This window comes from Plantactinospora sp. CA-294935 (assembly GCF_050936445.1).
Taxonomy (GTDB): domain Bacteria; phylum Actinomycetota; class Actinomycetes; order Mycobacteriales; family Micromonosporaceae; genus Plantactinospora.
Map to the genome: position 1 here is coordinate 3,010,898 of NZ_JBNJMU010000001.1, position 15,392 is coordinate 3,026,289.

At 72.9% G+C, this 15,392-nt stretch carries 12 protein-coding genes; 8 read left to right on the plus strand and 4 right to left on the minus strand.

Going from position 1 to position 15,392, the window contains the following annotated elements:
• Window positions 1-6 precede the first annotated feature (6 nt).
• The gene (locus ACQEVC_RS13465; RefSeq protein ID WP_432876803.1) at window positions 7-663 is read right to left on the minus strand and encodes a response regulator transcription factor; all 657 of its coding nucleotides are present in this window, start codon (window positions 661-663) and stop codon (window positions 7-9) included.
• Between the two features lie 224 nt (window positions 664-887).
• Between ACQEVC_RS13465 and ACQEVC_RS13470 the strand changes: the two genes are divergently transcribed.
• From ACQEVC_RS13470 to ACQEVC_RS13480, 3 genes are all read left to right on the plus strand, one after another.
• A complete protein-coding gene (locus ACQEVC_RS13470) occupies window positions 888-3,482 on the plus strand; it encodes a M14 family zinc carboxypeptidase (RefSeq protein WP_432876806.1) in 2,595 nt (864 codons plus the stop codon).
• Between the two features lie 70 nt (window positions 3,483-3,552).
• The gene (locus ACQEVC_RS13475) at window positions 3,553-4,962 is read left to right on the plus strand and encodes an MFS transporter (RefSeq protein WP_432876809.1); all 1,410 of its coding nucleotides are present in this window, start codon (window positions 3,553-3,555) and stop codon (window positions 4,960-4,962) included.
• A gap of 286 nt (window positions 4,963-5,248) precedes the next feature.
• Complete coding sequence (locus ACQEVC_RS13480; protein WP_432876812.1) at window positions 5,249-6,718, plus strand: pyridoxal phosphate-dependent decarboxylase family protein; 1,470 nt, start codon at window positions 5,249-5,251, stop codon at window positions 6,716-6,718.
• 31 nt (window positions 6,719-6,749) lie between these two features.
• Here the strand turns inward: ACQEVC_RS13480 and ACQEVC_RS13485 are convergent, their stop codons facing one another.
• The 3 genes from ACQEVC_RS13485 to ACQEVC_RS13495 form a co-directional block, all read right to left on the minus strand.
• Window positions 6,750-7,619: a hypothetical protein gene (locus ACQEVC_RS13485; protein ID WP_432876815.1), complete on the minus strand. Its 870-nt coding sequence runs from the start codon at window positions 7,617-7,619 to the stop codon at window positions 6,750-6,752.
• Window position 7,620: 1 nt separating this feature from the next.
• Window positions 7,621-8,175 (minus strand): SigE family RNA polymerase sigma factor, encoded by a 555-nt coding sequence (locus ACQEVC_RS13490; RefSeq protein ID WP_432876818.1) that lies wholly within the window; start codon window positions 8,173-8,175, stop codon window positions 7,621-7,623.
• A gap of 112 nt (window positions 8,176-8,287) precedes the next feature.
• Window positions 8,288-9,241, minus strand: a complete 954-nt coding sequence (locus tag ACQEVC_RS13495) for a hypothetical protein (protein WP_432876821.1) — start codon at window positions 9,239-9,241, stop codon at window positions 8,288-8,290.
• Between the two features lie 324 nt (window positions 9,242-9,565).
• Here ACQEVC_RS13495 and ACQEVC_RS13500 point away from each other — a divergent pair, with 324 nt between their 5' ends.
• The 5 genes from ACQEVC_RS13500 (at window position 9,566) to ACQEVC_RS13520 (ending at window position 15,379) form a co-directional block, all read left to right on the plus strand.
• Window positions 9,566-10,312 carry a lytic polysaccharide monooxygenase gene (locus ACQEVC_RS13500; protein WP_432876824.1) on the plus strand — a complete coding sequence of 249 codons (747 nt, stop codon included), beginning with the start codon at window positions 9,566-9,568 and terminating at the stop codon, window positions 10,310-10,312.
• A 103-nt stretch (window positions 10,313-10,415) separates the two neighbouring features.
• Complete coding sequence (locus tag ACQEVC_RS13505) at window positions 10,416-11,033, plus strand: DUF305 domain-containing protein (RefSeq protein WP_432876827.1); 618 nt, start codon at window positions 10,416-10,418, stop codon at window positions 11,031-11,033.
• 117 nt (window positions 11,034-11,150) lie between these two features.
• Entirely contained in the window at window positions 11,151-11,729 is a 579-nt protein-coding gene (locus ACQEVC_RS13510; protein ID WP_318395992.1) for an NADH-quinone oxidoreductase subunit B, read from the plus strand.
• Window positions 11,730-11,824: 95 nt separating this feature from the next.
• Window positions 11,825-13,141: a DUF2252 domain-containing protein gene (locus ACQEVC_RS13515; RefSeq protein ID WP_432876831.1), complete on the plus strand. Its 1,317-nt coding sequence runs from the start codon at window positions 11,825-11,827 to the stop codon at window positions 13,139-13,141.
• Between the two features lie 90 nt (window positions 13,142-13,231).
• Entirely contained in the window at window positions 13,232-15,379 is a 2,148-nt protein-coding gene (locus tag ACQEVC_RS13520) for a HEAT repeat domain-containing protein (RefSeq protein ID WP_432876834.1), read from the plus strand.
• Window positions 15,380-15,392: the final 13 nt, after the last annotated feature.

Sequence of the window (15,392 nt, forward strand, 5' to 3'; positions counted from 1 at the left end):
CTCCGGTCACTCGGCCCGGAGCCGGTAGCCGACACCGCGCACAGTCTGCACCAGGTCGGGATCGCCGAGCTTGCCGCGCAGCGAGCCGACGTGCACCTCCACGGTGTGCCGGGCGGCGCCGGTGGTCGGCCAGACGTCCAGGACGATCCGCTCGTGCGGCACCACCACGCCCGGCTGCCGGGCCAGCGAGACCAGGATGTCGAACTCCTTGCGGGTCAGCGCCACCCCGGCGCTGCGTACCGTGACCAGCCGGGCGGCGACGTCGATCCAGATCGGGCCGACCTCGACGACCTCCGGTCGGGGCGCGCCGGCCCGGGCCCGCCGGAGCACCGCGACGATCCGGGCCTCCAGCTCGGCCATCGAGAACGGCTTCACCACGTAGTCGTCGGCGCCCATCCGCAGCCCGATCACCCGGTCGCGCTCCTCGCCGCGTGCGGTCACCGCGATGATGCCGAGCTGCGCGCTGCGCTGCCGAAGCGCCCGGCACACCTCCACCCCGTCGCCGTCCGGCAGGGTGAGGTCGAGCAGCACCAGGTCGCAGGGGGCGGCGGCGAGCGCGGCGGCGGCGGTGCCGGCCCGCTCCACGTCGTAGCCCCGCCGGGACAGGGCGGCGGCCATCGCGCCGGCCACCCGGGCGTCGTCCTCGACCAACAGGATGCGCATGCCGGCCGCTCCTCATCTGTCGTACCAGCCGCTGCGATCATCCCGCATCGACGCGGCTGAACACAGCTCGGCGGAATGCCGGCTCACTCAAGATTGGCTCAATTTCCCTGCCTCGATGTTCCCTGAGCTGCGGGGAGAAGCGTTAGATCAACATCATCCGAGTTGGCGCGGCCGCCCTGCCGGACCCTTTTCCGTCGTACATCGTCGTATGAAGGGGTTTGCTGGTGAACCGAAGACTCTCCGGAATTGCCATGCCGACCGCGGTCGCGGTGGCGTTGCTGGGCACGCCGTTGCTGACCACGGCGAACGCGGGCGGGGCCACCGCCGCAGGCCGGGTGCCCAAGCCGCAGTCGGTGCTCGGCTGGATGCCGTGCGCCGACTACAAGTTGGCCACCTACGAGCAGATCGCCGACTACTACCACAAGCTGGACCAGGCCAGCGACCGGATGAAGCTGGTCGAGATCGGCAAGACCAGCGAGGGCCGGCCGCAGCTCATGGCCATCGTCTCCTCCGAGGAGAACCTCAAGGCCGAGAACCTGGAGCGGTACCGGCAGACCTCGGTGCGGCTCTCCCAGGGCGACGGGCTCTCCGAGTCGGTGGCCCGGGGGCTGGCGCAGAGCGGCAAGGCGGTCGCCTGGGTCGACTTCGGCATCCACTCCACCGAGGTCGCCGGGCACCAGAGCGCGCCGCAGTTCGCGTACGACCTGGTGACCAGCGAGACGCCGGAGGCCCGGGAGATCCGGGACAACGTCGTCACGCTGCTGGTGCCGAACGTCAACCCGGACGGCGGCACCAAGGTCGCCGAGTGGTACCGGCAGAACCTCGGCGGTCCCTACCAGGACGCGGGCTACCCGGAGCTGTACCAGAAGTACGCCGGGCACGACAACAACCGTGACTGGTACATGTTCAACCTCCAGGAGACCCAGAACGTCGGCCGGCAGCTCTTCCACGAGTGGCTGCCGCAGATGATGCACAACGTGCACCAGACGGCGGTCTTCCCGGCCCGGATCAGCATCCCGCCGTTCGAGGACCCGCTGAACCCGAACATCCACCCGCAGGTGGTTCGGGGCGTCAACATCGTCGGCGACGCGATGGGGCAGCGGCTGGAGCGCGAGGACAAGGTCGGCGCGCTGGCCCGGCAGCAGTACGACATCTGGTGGAACGGCGGCGCCCGGACCTCGCCGTACTACCACAACCAGGTCGGCATCCTGACCGAGACAGCGCACGCCTCGGCGACCCCGAGGGTGTACGACCCGAAGGACTTCCCGGCGACGTTCGCCGACGGCACCTCGACCAGCAAGCCGTCGGTGTTCTACCCGAGCCCGTGGCAGGGTGGCGAGTGGCACCTGTCGCAGAGCTGCGACTACATCAAGACCGCCTCCTGGGCGATGCTCCGGCTGGCCAGCGACGACCGCGAGGGCTGGCTCTACGGCGCGTACCAGATGGCCCGGGACGGTGCCCGCGACGGCGCCGGCGTCACCTACGTGATCCCGGCCGACCAGGCGGACTTCCCGACCGCGACCAAGCTGGTCGACAAGCTGCGCTGGAACAACATCCGGGTCGAGCAGGCACTCAGTTCGTTCAAGGTGGGCAAGCGGACCTACCCGGCCGGCAGCTACCTGGTCCGGGAGGCGCAGCCCTACCGGGCGGCCGTGCTGGACCTGCTGAACCCGCAGGTCTACCCGGACCGCCGGCTCTACCCGGGCGGCCCGCTGGAGCCGCCGTACGACATCACCGGCTACACCCTGTCGTTCCAGATGGGCGTCACCGTCGACAAGCTCGACCGGAACGTCCGGGTCAGCACCACCGAGGTCGGCTGGCCGAAGGTACCGACCGGGGTGGTGGCCGGGGCGCCGAAGCACGCGTACGCGCTCGACCCGCGGGTCAACGACAGCGCGACCGCGGTGAACGCGCTGCTGGCGGCGGGGGAGAAGGTCTCCCGCAGCACCGGTGAGGTGACCACCCGCACCGGCAAGCTGCCGGCCGGCACCTTCCTGGTGCGCACCGGCCCGCAGACCGCCGAGCGGGTCGGCACGCTCGCCACCGAGCTGGGCCTGACCATCGCGGCGGTGGACGCCAAGCCGGCCGGTACGAAGGCACTGGCCGCGCCCCGGATCGGCGTGTACGACGGCTTCAACAACTACGACGAGGGCTGGACCCGGCTGATCCTGGACCAGTTCCGGTTCGGGTACTCGAAGCTGACCAACGCGCAGGTGCGCGCCGGTGACCTGCGGGCGAAGTACGACACCGTCGTGCTGCCCGACGCCACCTACAGCTCGATGCGCAACGGCCGGGCGGCCGGCTCGCTGCCGGAGGCGTACACCGGCGGGATGACCGACGCGGGCATCGCCAACCTCAAGGCGTTCGTGGAGGCCGGCGGCACGATCGTCACGCTGAACCGGGCCGCCCAGTTGCCGATCCAGGCGTTCGGGGTGCCGGTGAAGGACGTCACCGCCGGGGTCGAGGAGACCGAGCTGAACATCCCCGGCTCGGTGCTGAACCTGAACGTCGACGCGAGCGACCCGGTCGCGGCCGGCTTCGCCCCGACCGCCTCGGCGTTCGTGGCGGACGGCCCGGCGTTCGAGGTCACCGAGGGCGCCAAGGGCGTCTCGGTGGCGGCCACCTGGCCGACCAGCAACCTGCTCAAGAGCGGCTTCCTGCTCGGCGAGGACGTCATCGGCGGCAAGGCCGCCGTGGTGACGGCGAAGGTGGGCAAGGGCCAGGTGGTGCTGCTCGGCTTCAAGCCGCAGCACCGGGCCCAGTCGCACGGCACGTACCGGCTGCTGTTCAACGCGATGTACCTGGGCGGTCAGCGCTGACCTGACCCGGGTGGCCGGTGGCCGGTCGGCGGATACGTCGACCGGCCACCTTCGCGTACGTTCCCGGGCCATGGATGTCGTGCCCGGTACTCGCGCCGGTTCCACCGGAATCCCGTCCCGGGCCGCCCTGCCGCGCCGGGTGCACGCCGGGTACGCCCTCGGTTCGCTGGCCACCGGCGCCTTCGGTACGGTGCCCGGCCTGGTCCTGCTGCCGTACCTGACCGACACCCTGGGCGTGGCCGCCGGGCTGGCCGCCCTGCTGGTGCTGCTGCCGAAGGCCTGGGACGTGCTGGTGAACCCGGTCGCCGGGCGGATCTCCGACCGGACCCGGTCCCGCTGGGGCGCCCGCCGGCCGTACCTGCTGGGTGGCGGGCTCGGGCTGGCCGTGCTCTTCGCCGCCATTTTCGCGGCGCCGTTCCCGCCCGGCCCGGCCGCCGCCGGGTACGTCGCGCTGGCGTTCCTGCTCACCGCGACCGCGTTCGCCTTCTTCCAGGTCCCGTACGTCGCCATGCCGGCCGAGCTGACCGACGACTACACCGAGCGGACCCGGCTGATGACCTGGCGGGTGGCGGTACTGGCGCTGGCCATCCTGGTCTCCGGCGCACTTGCCCCGGTGGTGGTGACCGCGGGCGGCGACGGCGTACCCGGGCACCGCTGGTTGGGACTCTTCGTGGCGGTGCTGATCGCGGTCGGCGCGGTCGGCGCGTTCCTCGGCACCCGAGCCGCCCCGACCGGGGTGGCGGTGGCGAGCGAACCGAGCCTGCGGGCCCAGCTCGCGGTCGCCGCCGCCAACCGGCCGTTCCGGCTGCTGCTGGTCTGCTTCGTGGTCCAGGCGGCCGGCGTCGCGACCGTGCTGGCCGGGGTCAACTACTTCGCCGCGCACGTGCTGCGCGATCCGGAGACCGGCCCGACGCTGCTCTTCGGGTGTTTCGTCGGCCCGGCGCTGCTGGTGATGCCGCTGTGGAGCCGGGCGGGTGCCCGGCTGGGCAAGCCCCGGGCGTTCACCGTGGCGTCGCTGCTCTTCGCGGCCGGCGCGCTGGCCCTGGTCGCCGCCCCGGTGCTACCGGCCCCGGCGGTCTATCTGGTGGTCGCGGCGATCGGCTGCGGGTACGCCGGTCAGCAGGTGTTCGGGATGGCGATGCTGCCGGACTGCATCGCGTACGACACCGCGCGCACCGGCCGCCGCCAGGCCGGGGTCTTCACCGGGCTGTGGACGGCCGGCGAGACGTTCGGGCTGGCCCTCGGGCCGGGCATCTACGGTCTGGTACTGCAACTGACCGGCTACGTCTCCTCGTCGACCGGCCAGGCGGCGGCCCAGTCCGACACCGCCCGGGTCGGGGTGCTGGTCGGCTTCACCGTGCTGCCGGCCCTGCTGGTCGGGCTCGCCCTGCTCACGATGCGCGGCTACGACCTGACGCCGGAGCGGTTGGCGACCGCCTCCGACGCGAATCCCCACCGGCCACCCACCCACCCCACCTGAGCCCCCACCGCCTCCTCCCACCGGCAAGTGCGGACCCAAGCCAGATCTTGACGACTTCTTGTCGTCTCAACAGCAACAAGTCGTCAAGGTCTGCGCACCGGACCGCGGAGCGCGGCGGCGGGCGGGCGCCGACGGCGGGCGGGCGGTTCGGGGGAGGGTGCGGGGTTCGGGGGAGGGTGCGGGTTGGAGGGGTGGAACGAGGGGTGGAACCACGGCAGGAATCCGTGCCGTGGTCCGGGTGTCTGACGCGCTCACCTGCGCCGTTACAACTGTTACGGTGGCCGCCATGATCGAGGCGTTGCCGCCGGTGGGCGTACCCGCGGACAAGGTGCTGGCCGAACTCCGCGACCTGCGCGCCGCGGACCTGCCGACGCACGGCGGCCGGCTCTTCGCCTACGTCTACGACCCCGCCGTACCGGGGCTGGACGAGTTGGCGAACTCGGCGTACGCGCTGGCGGCGCACGTCAACGGGCTGGACCCGACCGCCTTTCCGTCCCTGCTGGCGCTGGAGAACGCACTCGTCGGCGCGGCCGCCCAACTGCTCGGCGGCGGGCCGGGCACGGCGGCACCCGAGGTTGTCGGCAGTGTCACCGGCGGCGGCACCGAGTCGCTGATCCTGGCCGTCAAGGCGGCCCGGGACGCCCGGCCCGAGGTGGCCCGGCCCCGGCTGGTGGTACCGACCAGCGGGCACGCCGCGTTCGCCAAAGCGGCGCACTACCTCGGGCTCACCCTCGACCAGGTGCCGGTCTCGGCGCGGACACTCCGCCCCCTGCCCGGGGACGTCGCCGCCGCGATCGGCCCGGACACCGTACTGGTCGCCTGCTCGGCGCCGTCGTATCCGTACGGGGTGGTGGATCCGGTGGCCGAGATCGCCGAGGTTGCCGGCGCGGCCGGGGTGCGCTGTCATGTGGACGCCTGCTTCGGCGGCTGGACCCTGCCCTATCTGCGCCGGCTGGGCGTACCGGTGCCGGTGTTCGACTTCGCGCTGCCCGGCGTCACCTCGATCTCGGTGGACCTGCACAAGTACGCCTACGCCCCGAAGGGCGTCTCCGTGCTGCTGCACCGCGATCCGGAACTGCGCCGGTCGCAGTACTTCGCCTTCGCCGGCTGGCCCGGCTACACGCTGGTCAACCCGGTGCTCTCGTCCACCCGCTCCGGCGGGCCGATCGCCGCCGCGTACGCCACCCTGCGGCACCTCGGTGACGCCGGCTACCTGACCCTGGCCGAGCGGACCCTGACGGCGGTACGCGGACTCGCCACTGCGGTCTCCGAAGTGGACGGTCTGCGGCTGGTGACCGAACCGGAGTCGACGGTGGTCTGCTTCACCAGCACCGATTCCGGGCTGGACCTGTTCGTCCTCGCCGACGAGCTGACCCGGCGCGGCTGGCACACCCAGCCCCAGCTCTCGTACGCCGGTCTGCCGGCCAACATCCACCTGTCGGTGACCGCCTCGGTGGCGCCCCGGGTGGCGGAGTTCGGCGCGGACCTGCGGGCCGCGGCGGTGGACGCCCGCGCGGCCGGTCCGGTGCGACTCCCCGGCGAACTGCTGGCGACGCTCGGCGCGCTGACCCCGGAGCAGCTCACCCCGGAACTTGTCGCCGGGGTGGCCGGCGGGTTGGGCCTGGACCCGGTCGCCGCCGGCCGGCCGCCGGAGCGGATGGCACCGGTGAACACCCTGCTGGACGCGGCGCCGGTTCCGGTCCGGGAACGGCTGCTCGCCGAGTTCCTCGGCCTGCTCCAGCGCCCCGACTGGTGACCGGTCCGGCAACTCAGCCGACCGTTGCGGCTCAGCCGCCGGTCAGGCGCAGCCGCACCGTGATGGTGTTGTTGCCGGGCGTCTCGTCGGTCAGGAACCTGCCGTTCAGGTTGCTACGAATGGTCAGCCGGTAGCCGTCGATCGTCCGGGTGCCGGGCGTCGGTGCCACGTCGACGGTGATCGCGAAGGTGCTGGTCTGGGAACCGCCGGACGGGACCTTGCTGAACCCGGTGCACTCCGAGGTGCGGGTCCGGGTGTCCTGGTCGGTGTAGAAGCAACCGCCGAACTCGCTGTCGAACTGAGTCTCCGCCTCCAGCGGCTGCACCAGAATCAGACCGTTCGCGTCGTACGGCTGCTCGCCCTGGTTGCGGATCACGAGCTGGAGGGTGCCGGCGTACCTGCCGTTCGACGGGGTGAGGGTGACCTCGGCCGGGCCGGTCAACACCAGGTCGGTCGGCCGCTCCGGCTCCTTCGGGCCGGGATCCGGGGCCTGACCCTGGTCGTCCGGCCGGGTCGGTGCCGGGCCGTCCGGGGTGCGGTGCGGTGCCGTCGGGCTGGGCGTACCGCTCGGCGTGGCGCTCGGCGACGGCGAACCCGACGGCGAGGCGGACGGCAAAGCGGACGGCGGGACGGTTTCCGGAGCGGCGGTGGGGCTGGGGGTGTTGGCGACCGGCCCGTCGGGCGGCTTGGCGCCGTTGGTGCCGAGGATCCCGACCACGCTGCCGGCCACCACGGCCACGGCGAGCGTCCCGACGGCGGTGACCCGGTTGCGAGTGCGCCGGTAGGCGATTCGTCGGGGCGTGTCCGGGTTGGGCGCGACGACCCGGTCGAGCGCGTCGTTGCGGAGGTCGGCGAAGGCCGCGTCGAGCCGGCGGGCCGCCGGCGGGTCCAGCTCGTCCACGTCAGATCACCTCCATCCGGCTGGTCGGCTCGGGCGGCTTCCGGACGGTGCCGCCGGGCGCTGCGGCATCGGGGCCAGTGTCACCCAGCCGAGCGGCCAATGCGATCCGAGCCCGGTGCAGCCAGGACTTGACGGTGCCGGGCGCGACCTCGCACTCCAGGGCGATCTCGTTGATCGACAGGTCGGCCATGTGGTGCAGCACCACGGCCCGGCGCTGGTTCGGCGGCAGGGTCGCCAGCGCCGCGGCCAGGGCCACCCGGTCCGGGCCGGGTCCGGGTACGTCCTCCGGCCGCTGCCGTTCCAGATACTTCCGGGCGGTACGCAGTCGGCGCCACCTGCTGGTGGCGGTGTTCCAAGCGACCCGGCGGACCCAGGCGACCGGGTCGTCGTACCGGGCGATCTTGTCCCATCGGGGCCAGGCGCGGCTGAACGCCTCCTGCACCAGGTCCTGCGCCTCGGTCATGTCCCCGACGTACGCGTAGAGCTGGACCACGAGAGTCTGGAAGTGGGCACGGTAGACGTCGTCGAACCGTGGCACCAGCTCCTCAGCCTGCACATCCGTCTCCCCGTGAGCGTTTCGCGTGCCCGCCGGGCGGGTGACCGGACGGATCACGACGGAGCCGCCCGGCCCCTGGAGCGCCAGGGGCCGGGCGTCGACGACCGTCATACTAGGCAGCGCCGTCAACGGCGGTGATGGTGAAACCGGCGGTGTTGTCGGACGGGTCCACATCGGATACGTCGGTGAAGTAGCTGGTGTGCAGCACCACGGAGCCGGTACCCAGGTCGCCGGCGGTGGTGCCGACCGGAGCGGTGAACACCAGCTGCACCGAACGCTCCTCGCCCTGCATGAACTCGCCGCCCGGGACCGTGCACCACGGGTAGGCGCAGACGTCCGACGGCTCGATGTGGTACAGCTGCACCCCGTCTGGCAGCACCGACTCGAGCTGGAGGGCGTCGTGCGGGGCGTCGCCGTCGTACCGGACGGTGACCGGGAGCCGGCCGAGATAGCTGCCGTCCGGCTGGCGTACCAGGGTGGCCGAGCCGGCGGTGACCGACGCGTCCGTCCGGGTGTCCTGCATGTACGGCCTCGGGTTGCGCAGCGAGCCGGTGGTGGACCGGAACAGCGTCTCGAAGCTCTTGGTCACGGTCGACGGGCGATCGTCGGTGGTCGTCACGGTGATCGCGCCGCCGATCGCCGACATGGCGTACGCCTGGGTCTCGGTCAGCACCTCGAACTCGACGGTGTGCGCGCGGTGGTCGCCGCCCTGGATCTGGTCCCAGCAGTCGATGTTCCGGCGCAGCTCCCCCGGCCGCTCGCCGTAGAAGCAGGGCATGCCGAAGTCGAAGTCCTCGAAGGCCCCGGCGACCGGCTCGACGATGCGCACCGACAGATCCGCCGTTTCGGTGCCCCGGTACGAGATCGTCAGCGGCATGCTGCCCCGGTAGCCCCGGTCGGTCGGTTCGAGCACCAGCCGGCCGACCGTGACCGAGGTGTCCCGCTGCTGCGGGATCAGGCCGTCCCGGGGCGCCGCCTGTGCGGCCGGCGTCATGGCGAGGATGGCGACGGCGGTCGCGGCACCGAGCACACCGGCGGTCAGCCGGCGGGTCCTGTTGACGTTCAAGACGGTCCTCCAACTCCACATTGGACGGGTGGTCGATCCCCCCGTTTTCTGTTGCGGCCAAGACACGTCGACCCCTGGGGGCCGGTTGCACCCCGGCTAGTGTCGGCTGGCCGACATCGTCCGCCGGGTCGGGACGGCGGATCGCCGCCTGCAGGAAGATCCGCAAGATCGGCGAGAAGGGTGGCGCTGTGCGCGCCGGTTCGCCGGGTCGGCGGGACCCGGCGTAGCCGGCAATCCATCGACGAATATCGCCGGCAGGTATTTACTGTTAACAATCCTTCCTTTATGTTGAGGAGACCTTCCCGATGAAGTAAGGAGCCCACGATGCGAAGAACCGTGGTCCTGGCGGTCACGACGGTGGCGGCCGTCGTCTCTGCCCTCCTCGTGGCCCCGCAGGCCGCCCAGGCGCACGGCTACATCTCCTCGCCACCGAGCCGGCAGGCGCTCTGCGCGCAGCGGGCGGTGTCGTTCGACTGCGGCCAGATCCAGTGGGAGCCGCAGAGCGTGGAGGGCCCGAAGGGGCTGCGCAACTGCCACGCCAACATCGGGCACTTCGCGGTGCTGAACGACGACAGCCGGCCCTGGCCGGCCACCTCGGTCGGGCAGACGGTGAACTTCAACTGGGTGCTGACCGCCCGGCACGCCACCAGCACCTGGGAGTACTACATCGGCGGCTCCCGGATCGCCGTCTTCGACGACGGCGGGCGGCAGCCCGGCGCCACCGTCTCGCACACCGTCAACATGGGCGGCCGGAGCGGCCGGCAGAAGCTGCTGGCGATCTGGAACATCGCCGACACCGCGAACGCCTTCTACGCCTGCGTCGACCTCCAGATCGGCGGCGGTGGAGGCAACCCCAACCCGAACCCCACCCCCACGCGTACCACCAACCCGCCCACCCCGCCGCCGACCACCGCACCGCCGCCGGCCGGCGGAACCTGGCGGGCCGGCACCGGATACCAGGTCGGCAGCCAGGTGACCTACGGCGGCGCGACGTACCGCTGCCTGCAGGCGCACACCGCGATCGCCGGCTGGGAACCGCCGAACGTACCGGCGCTCTGGCAGCGCGTCTGACGCCGTTCCGGCGGGACGCACCCGGCGCGGATACGGACCCGTACCCCCTGCGGGTCCGTATCCGCCGCAGGTCCGCTCCCGGGGCCGTACCTGGAGACGAGGCATGAACCACTTCCGCCGTACCCTGATCGTCGCGACGCTGTTGCTGCTCGGCGGCTGCGCCCCCGCACCGGCCCGGACCGGCGTCCCGGTCGGGGTCCCGGCGCCCGCCCCGACCGGCTCCGCCCCGGCCTCGGCCGCGCCCAGCGGGGCCTTCAACGACACCGACGTGATGTTCCTGCAGATGATGGTGACCTCGCACGGCCAGGGGCTGGCGTTGGTCCGGCTGGCCCCCGAGCGGGCGGAGCGGGAGGAACTGAAGATCCTGGCCGCCGCGATCGACGTCACCCAGGAGGCCGAACAGCGGACCATGCGGGACTGGCTGCGCGGCTGGGGCCGGAGCACCTCGGCGGACCCGGACGCGAACGCGCACGCCGAGCACGGCGGGCTGCCGGTACTCGGGCCGGCACAGCTCTCGGCGCTCTCCCGGACCAGCGGGGCCAGGTTCGAGACGGACTTCCTCAACCTGCTGATCGGGCACCAGCACAACGCCGTCGAGCTGGCCCGGATGGAGACGACGTCCGGCGTCCACCCCGAGGTACGCGAGCTGGCCCGGCGGATCGACCTGTCCCGGACCGCCCAGATCGACCAGATGCTGAAGATGCTGCGAAAGGCCGGATAGCGGGGCCGGGGCAGCCCGACCGGCCACGCCGGACGGGGATCGGCCCACCGCGTGCCGGCCGACCGGCGCCGGTCCTGTGGTTCACTGTCGGGTGGGCGACGGGGAAGGAGGCCGGCCGTGCAGTTACCCGCGGTGCTCGGTGAACCGATCCGGTTCGTGCTCAACTGGGGCCGGCGCTATTCGCTCTGGGTCTTCAACTTCGGGCTGGCCTGTTGCGCGATCGAGTTCATCGCGACCAGCATGGGCCGGCACGACTTCATCCGGCTCGGCGTGATCCCGTTCGCGCACGGCCCCCGCCAGGCCGACCTGATGGTGGTCTCCGGGACGGTCACCGACAAGATGGCCCCGGCGATCAAGCGGCTCTACGACCAGATGCCCGAGCCGAAGTACGTGATCTCGTTCGGTGCCTGCTCCAACTGCGGCGGGCCGTACTGGGACTCGTACTCGGTGACCAAGGGCGTGGACCAGATCATCCCGGTCGACGTCTACGTGCCGGGCTGCCCACCGCGCCCGGAGGCGCTGCTGCACGGGATCCTGCGGTTGCAGGACAAGATCGCTGCCGAGAACTCCGGCATCGGCGGGGTGGCCCGCCCCGACGAGCTGGCCTCGCCGGCCGACCGGGTCGGCCCGCCGGCCGGGCGGAGCGCCGAGTCGCTCACTGCGCCGCCGGTGCCACCGCCGGCCGCCAAGCACTGACCGGTGGGCGCCACGGCCCGGAGGTAGGCCCCGGCACCGCCCCCGGGTTGGCCGGACCACAGCCACGGGTGGCGAGGCGGAACTAGCCTGCGATCATGACTAGTACCCACGGTCGGCGGGCAGAGTGGCTGGTCGACGTCCTGATCGCCGAGTTCGGCGAGTCGATGGCCGTCGACCCGGCCGCGTTCCGGCGCAAGTTCCGGAAGATGGCCGCCTCGCCGTTCGCGTTCTATCGGGGCAGCGCCTCGGTCTTCTACGCCGACCTGGTCGGCGACTTCGCCGACGAGCGGTTCCTCGACGACTGGACCAGCCGGGTCTGGATCCACGGCGACCTGCACGCGGAGAACTTCGGCACCTACATGAACGGCTCCGGGCAGCTCGTCTTCAACGTCAACGACTTCGACGAGGCGTACGTCGGGCCGTTCTCCTGGGACCTGAAGCGCTTCTCGGCCAGCGTGGCGCTGCTCGGCTACGGCAAGGCGCTCTCCGACGCCGTGATCGGCGACCTGGTCACCCGGTTCGCCACCGCGTACCTGACCGAGCTGCGGGCGATCGCCCGGGGCGGCGACGACGCGATCGGCTCGATCCGGCTGGACAACGCCGACGGGGTGCTCCGGCGGGTGCTCCAGCAGGCCCGGCTGCGGACCAGGGTCGAGCTGCTGGCCCAGCAGACCACCATCGACCAGTACGAGCGGCGGTTCTCCCTCGGCGACGGGGTCTACCAGATCGACCGGGACGTCCGGACCGCCGTGGTGGCGGCGTTCGAGCGCTACCTGGGTACGCTGCCGCCGGCCACCGCCGAGCACCGTCCGGTGACCGCGCAGATCAAGGACGTGGTGCTCCGCAAGGGCGTGGGGATCGGGTCGGCCGGGCTGCCGTCGTACAACCTGCTGCTGGAGGGACACACCCAGGCGCTGGAGAACGACGTCGTGATCTACATGAAGCGCGCCCAGGTGCCGGCGGTGGCCCGGTACGTCACCGACGACGGGGTCCGGAGCTATTTCCGGCACCAGGGACACCGGACGGCCGAGTCGCAGCGGGCGTTGCAGGCGCACGCCGATCCGTGGCTGGGCTTCACCGAGCTGGACGGGCACGGCCAGCTCGTCGCCGAGGTCTCCCCGTACGCCGCCGACCTGGACTGGTCGGACGTGAACGAGCCGGAGGAACTTGCCGGGGTCCTCGGCGACCTGGGCCGGGCGGTGGCCCGGATGCACTCGGTCGCCGACGACGAGTCCAGCCACGACCTGGTCGACTTCTCCACCGAGGAGGCGATCGTCGCCGCGGTCGCCGCCGACGAGGCCGGGTTCGTCGGGCACCTGGTCGACTTCGCCCACGCGTACGGGGCCAGGGCGCGGCAGGACCACCAGATCTTCGTGGACCTGTTCCGCAACGGCGAGCTGCCGGGACTGTAGCGGGCCCTGTTCGCCTCGGGCGGGGCCGATAGGCTCCGGCCCGCGCCCCGGCGACGGTCGGCGGGGCGGTGACCGGCACCGGGAGGCGGCGTGTTCGCGGGACTGGACGAGATCGACTGGGCCGGCATGTCCCACGCGTACGGGCCGGCGACCGAGGTGCCCGAACTGCTCCGCGGACTGGTCTCCGCCGACCCCGCCACCCGGGAGATCGCCCTCGACGGCATGTACGGCGCCGTGCACCACCAGGGCGACGTCTACGCCTGCACGATCGCCTGCGTGCCGTACCTCTTCGAGGTGGTGACCCGGGCCGGCGGGGCGGGCCGGGGCCCGGTGGTGAGCCTGCTGGCCAGCATCGGCGGTGCCGAGGTCGACGACCCCGACGAACTGGTCCGGTCGGCCGAGGCGGGCCGCGACGAGGAGGATGACGACGACGTCGAGAGCTGGGCGGAGAACTACCGCCGGGCTGAGGCGGTGGTCGCCGCCGGGCTGCCGGTCTTCCTCGACCTGCTCACCGATCCCGATCCGGCGGTACGCCGAGCGGTGCCGGAGGCGCTGCTGGTGTGCCGGGCCGAGGCGCCCCGGGTGCTCGACACGCTGCGGCGCCGGCTGCCCGCCGAGCCGGACGCCGAGGCCCGGACCGCGCTGGTGGAGGCGGTCGGCAGCCTGGTACGCCGGGCCGCCGCCGGCCACCTGCCCAGCGTGCCCGAGTCGAGCCTGCGAGCCGCGACAACCTGGCTGCTGGAGCTGGTCGGCGACACCTCCGTCGCGCCGGCCCTGCGGCTGACCGCGCTCACCTCGGTCAGCGCGGGAGCGCGGACCATGCTGCCGGCCGACCTGGTACCCCGGGCCCTGACACTGCTGGACGGGGCGTACCAGGAGCCCGCGAGCGCACCCGAGCCGGCCGGCTTCACCACCGACACCCTGATCGGCGCCGTACGCGCCCTGCACGAGCAGGCCGACGCCGGCCGGCGGGGTGCACGGCTCGGGCCCGCCGTCGGCAGCCTGAGCCGGGCGCTCGGTGACCGGGTCGACGACCGGATCCGGCTGGTCAGCACGCTGCTGGACGGCTCCGACCGGGAACGCCGGCTAGACGCGCTGCCCGCCGCCGGTCAGCTCGTGGACGGCTGGCGGGGCGACTACCGGGAACTGGTCGGGCTGATCGGCCGGCAGTTGACGGACCCGCACCCGTCGCTCCCCCGGGCGGCCGCCCGGACCCTCGTACACCTCGGCGAGCTGAACCGGCCGGCGGCCGACGCGCTCGCCGAGGCGGTGGCCGGCGCGGCCCGGGAGGAGCCGCACAACAGTGCCGCCGGCCTGCCGGCCTGGGTGATGGTCTGGCCGAGCCACGGGCCAACCGTCGGCGGCACGCTGGTCGCGCTGGCCCGGCTCGGTGACGCTCGGGCGCTCCCGCCGCTGCGCTGGGCGCTGGAGCGCGACGAGCCGCCGAAGGACGCTGGCGCCGCGCTGAGCGGGCTCGGCCCGGCCGCCGTCGAGCTGCTGCCGCTGGTCCGGCGGCAGTTGCGGCGGCTCTCCCCGACGGACCGGGACTTCCAGGAGCGGCGCGGCGGGCTGGCCCGGGCGGTGGGCAGCCTCGGCCCGGCCGGCGTGCCGGCCCTGCCCGAGCTGCTGCCGCTGGCCACCGACGGGTGGGTGATCCGCCAACTCGGCCGGCTCGGCCCGGCCGCCCGGGACGCCGTACCGGTGCTGCGGCCGCTGCTCGACGCCCCGCAGCGCGGGCCGGCGCTCGCCGCCGCGGCCGCGCTGCACCGGATCACCGGTGACCCGGCCCCGCTGCTCCCGGTGCTCGGCCGGTTCCTCGACGGCGACCAGTTCGACGCCAGCGACGCGGCCCAGGAGATCGCCGAGATCGGACCGGCCGCCGCCGAATGGCTGCCCCGGCTCCGGGCCCTGCTCGGGCGGCCGGACCCGCACGGCTGGCTGCACCTGCGGGCGGCCGGAGCGGTGTGGCGGGTGGCCGGCGACGCCGAGACCGTGCTGCCGGTGCTGTCCCGGGTCTGGGAACGCAACGTGCACGCCCGGCGGGCGGTGGCGACCCTCTGGGCCGAGATCGGTACGCCGGCCGCCGCCGCGCTGCCGCTGCTCCGGGCCGAGCAGGAACGGGCGCGCCGGCACACCGCCCGGGACAACGGCTGGAGCAGCGCACAGGTCGGTGAGGACGAGGAACTGCTCCGGCTGATGGCCGCCGCCGTCACCGCGCTCGCCCCGGCCGAGAGCTGAACCGGACCCGGCC

Bases quoted from the DNA above. Each gene is read 5' to 3' on its own strand.
- ACQEVC_RS13465 (WP_432876803.1), bottom strand. From the start codon at position 663: ATGCGCATCCTGTTGGTCGAGGACGACGCCCGGGTGGCCGGCGCGATG.
- ACQEVC_RS13475 (WP_432876809.1), top strand. From the start codon at position 3,553: ATGGATGTCGTGCCCGGTACTCGCGCCGGTTCCACCGGAATCCCGTCC.
- ACQEVC_RS13480 (WP_432876812.1), top strand. From the start codon at position 5,249: ATGATCGAGGCGTTGCCGCCGGTGGGCGTACCCGCGGACAAGGTGCTG.
- ACQEVC_RS13500 (WP_432876824.1), top strand. From the start codon at position 9,566: ATGCGAAGAACCGTGGTCCTGGCGGTCACGACGGTGGCGGCCGTCGTC.
- ACQEVC_RS13505 (WP_432876827.1), top strand. From the start codon at position 10,416: ATGAACCACTTCCGCCGTACCCTGATCGTCGCGACGCTGTTGCTGCTC.
- ACQEVC_RS13515 (WP_432876831.1), top strand. From the start codon at position 11,825: ATGACTAGTACCCACGGTCGGCGGGCAGAGTGGCTGGTCGACGTCCTG.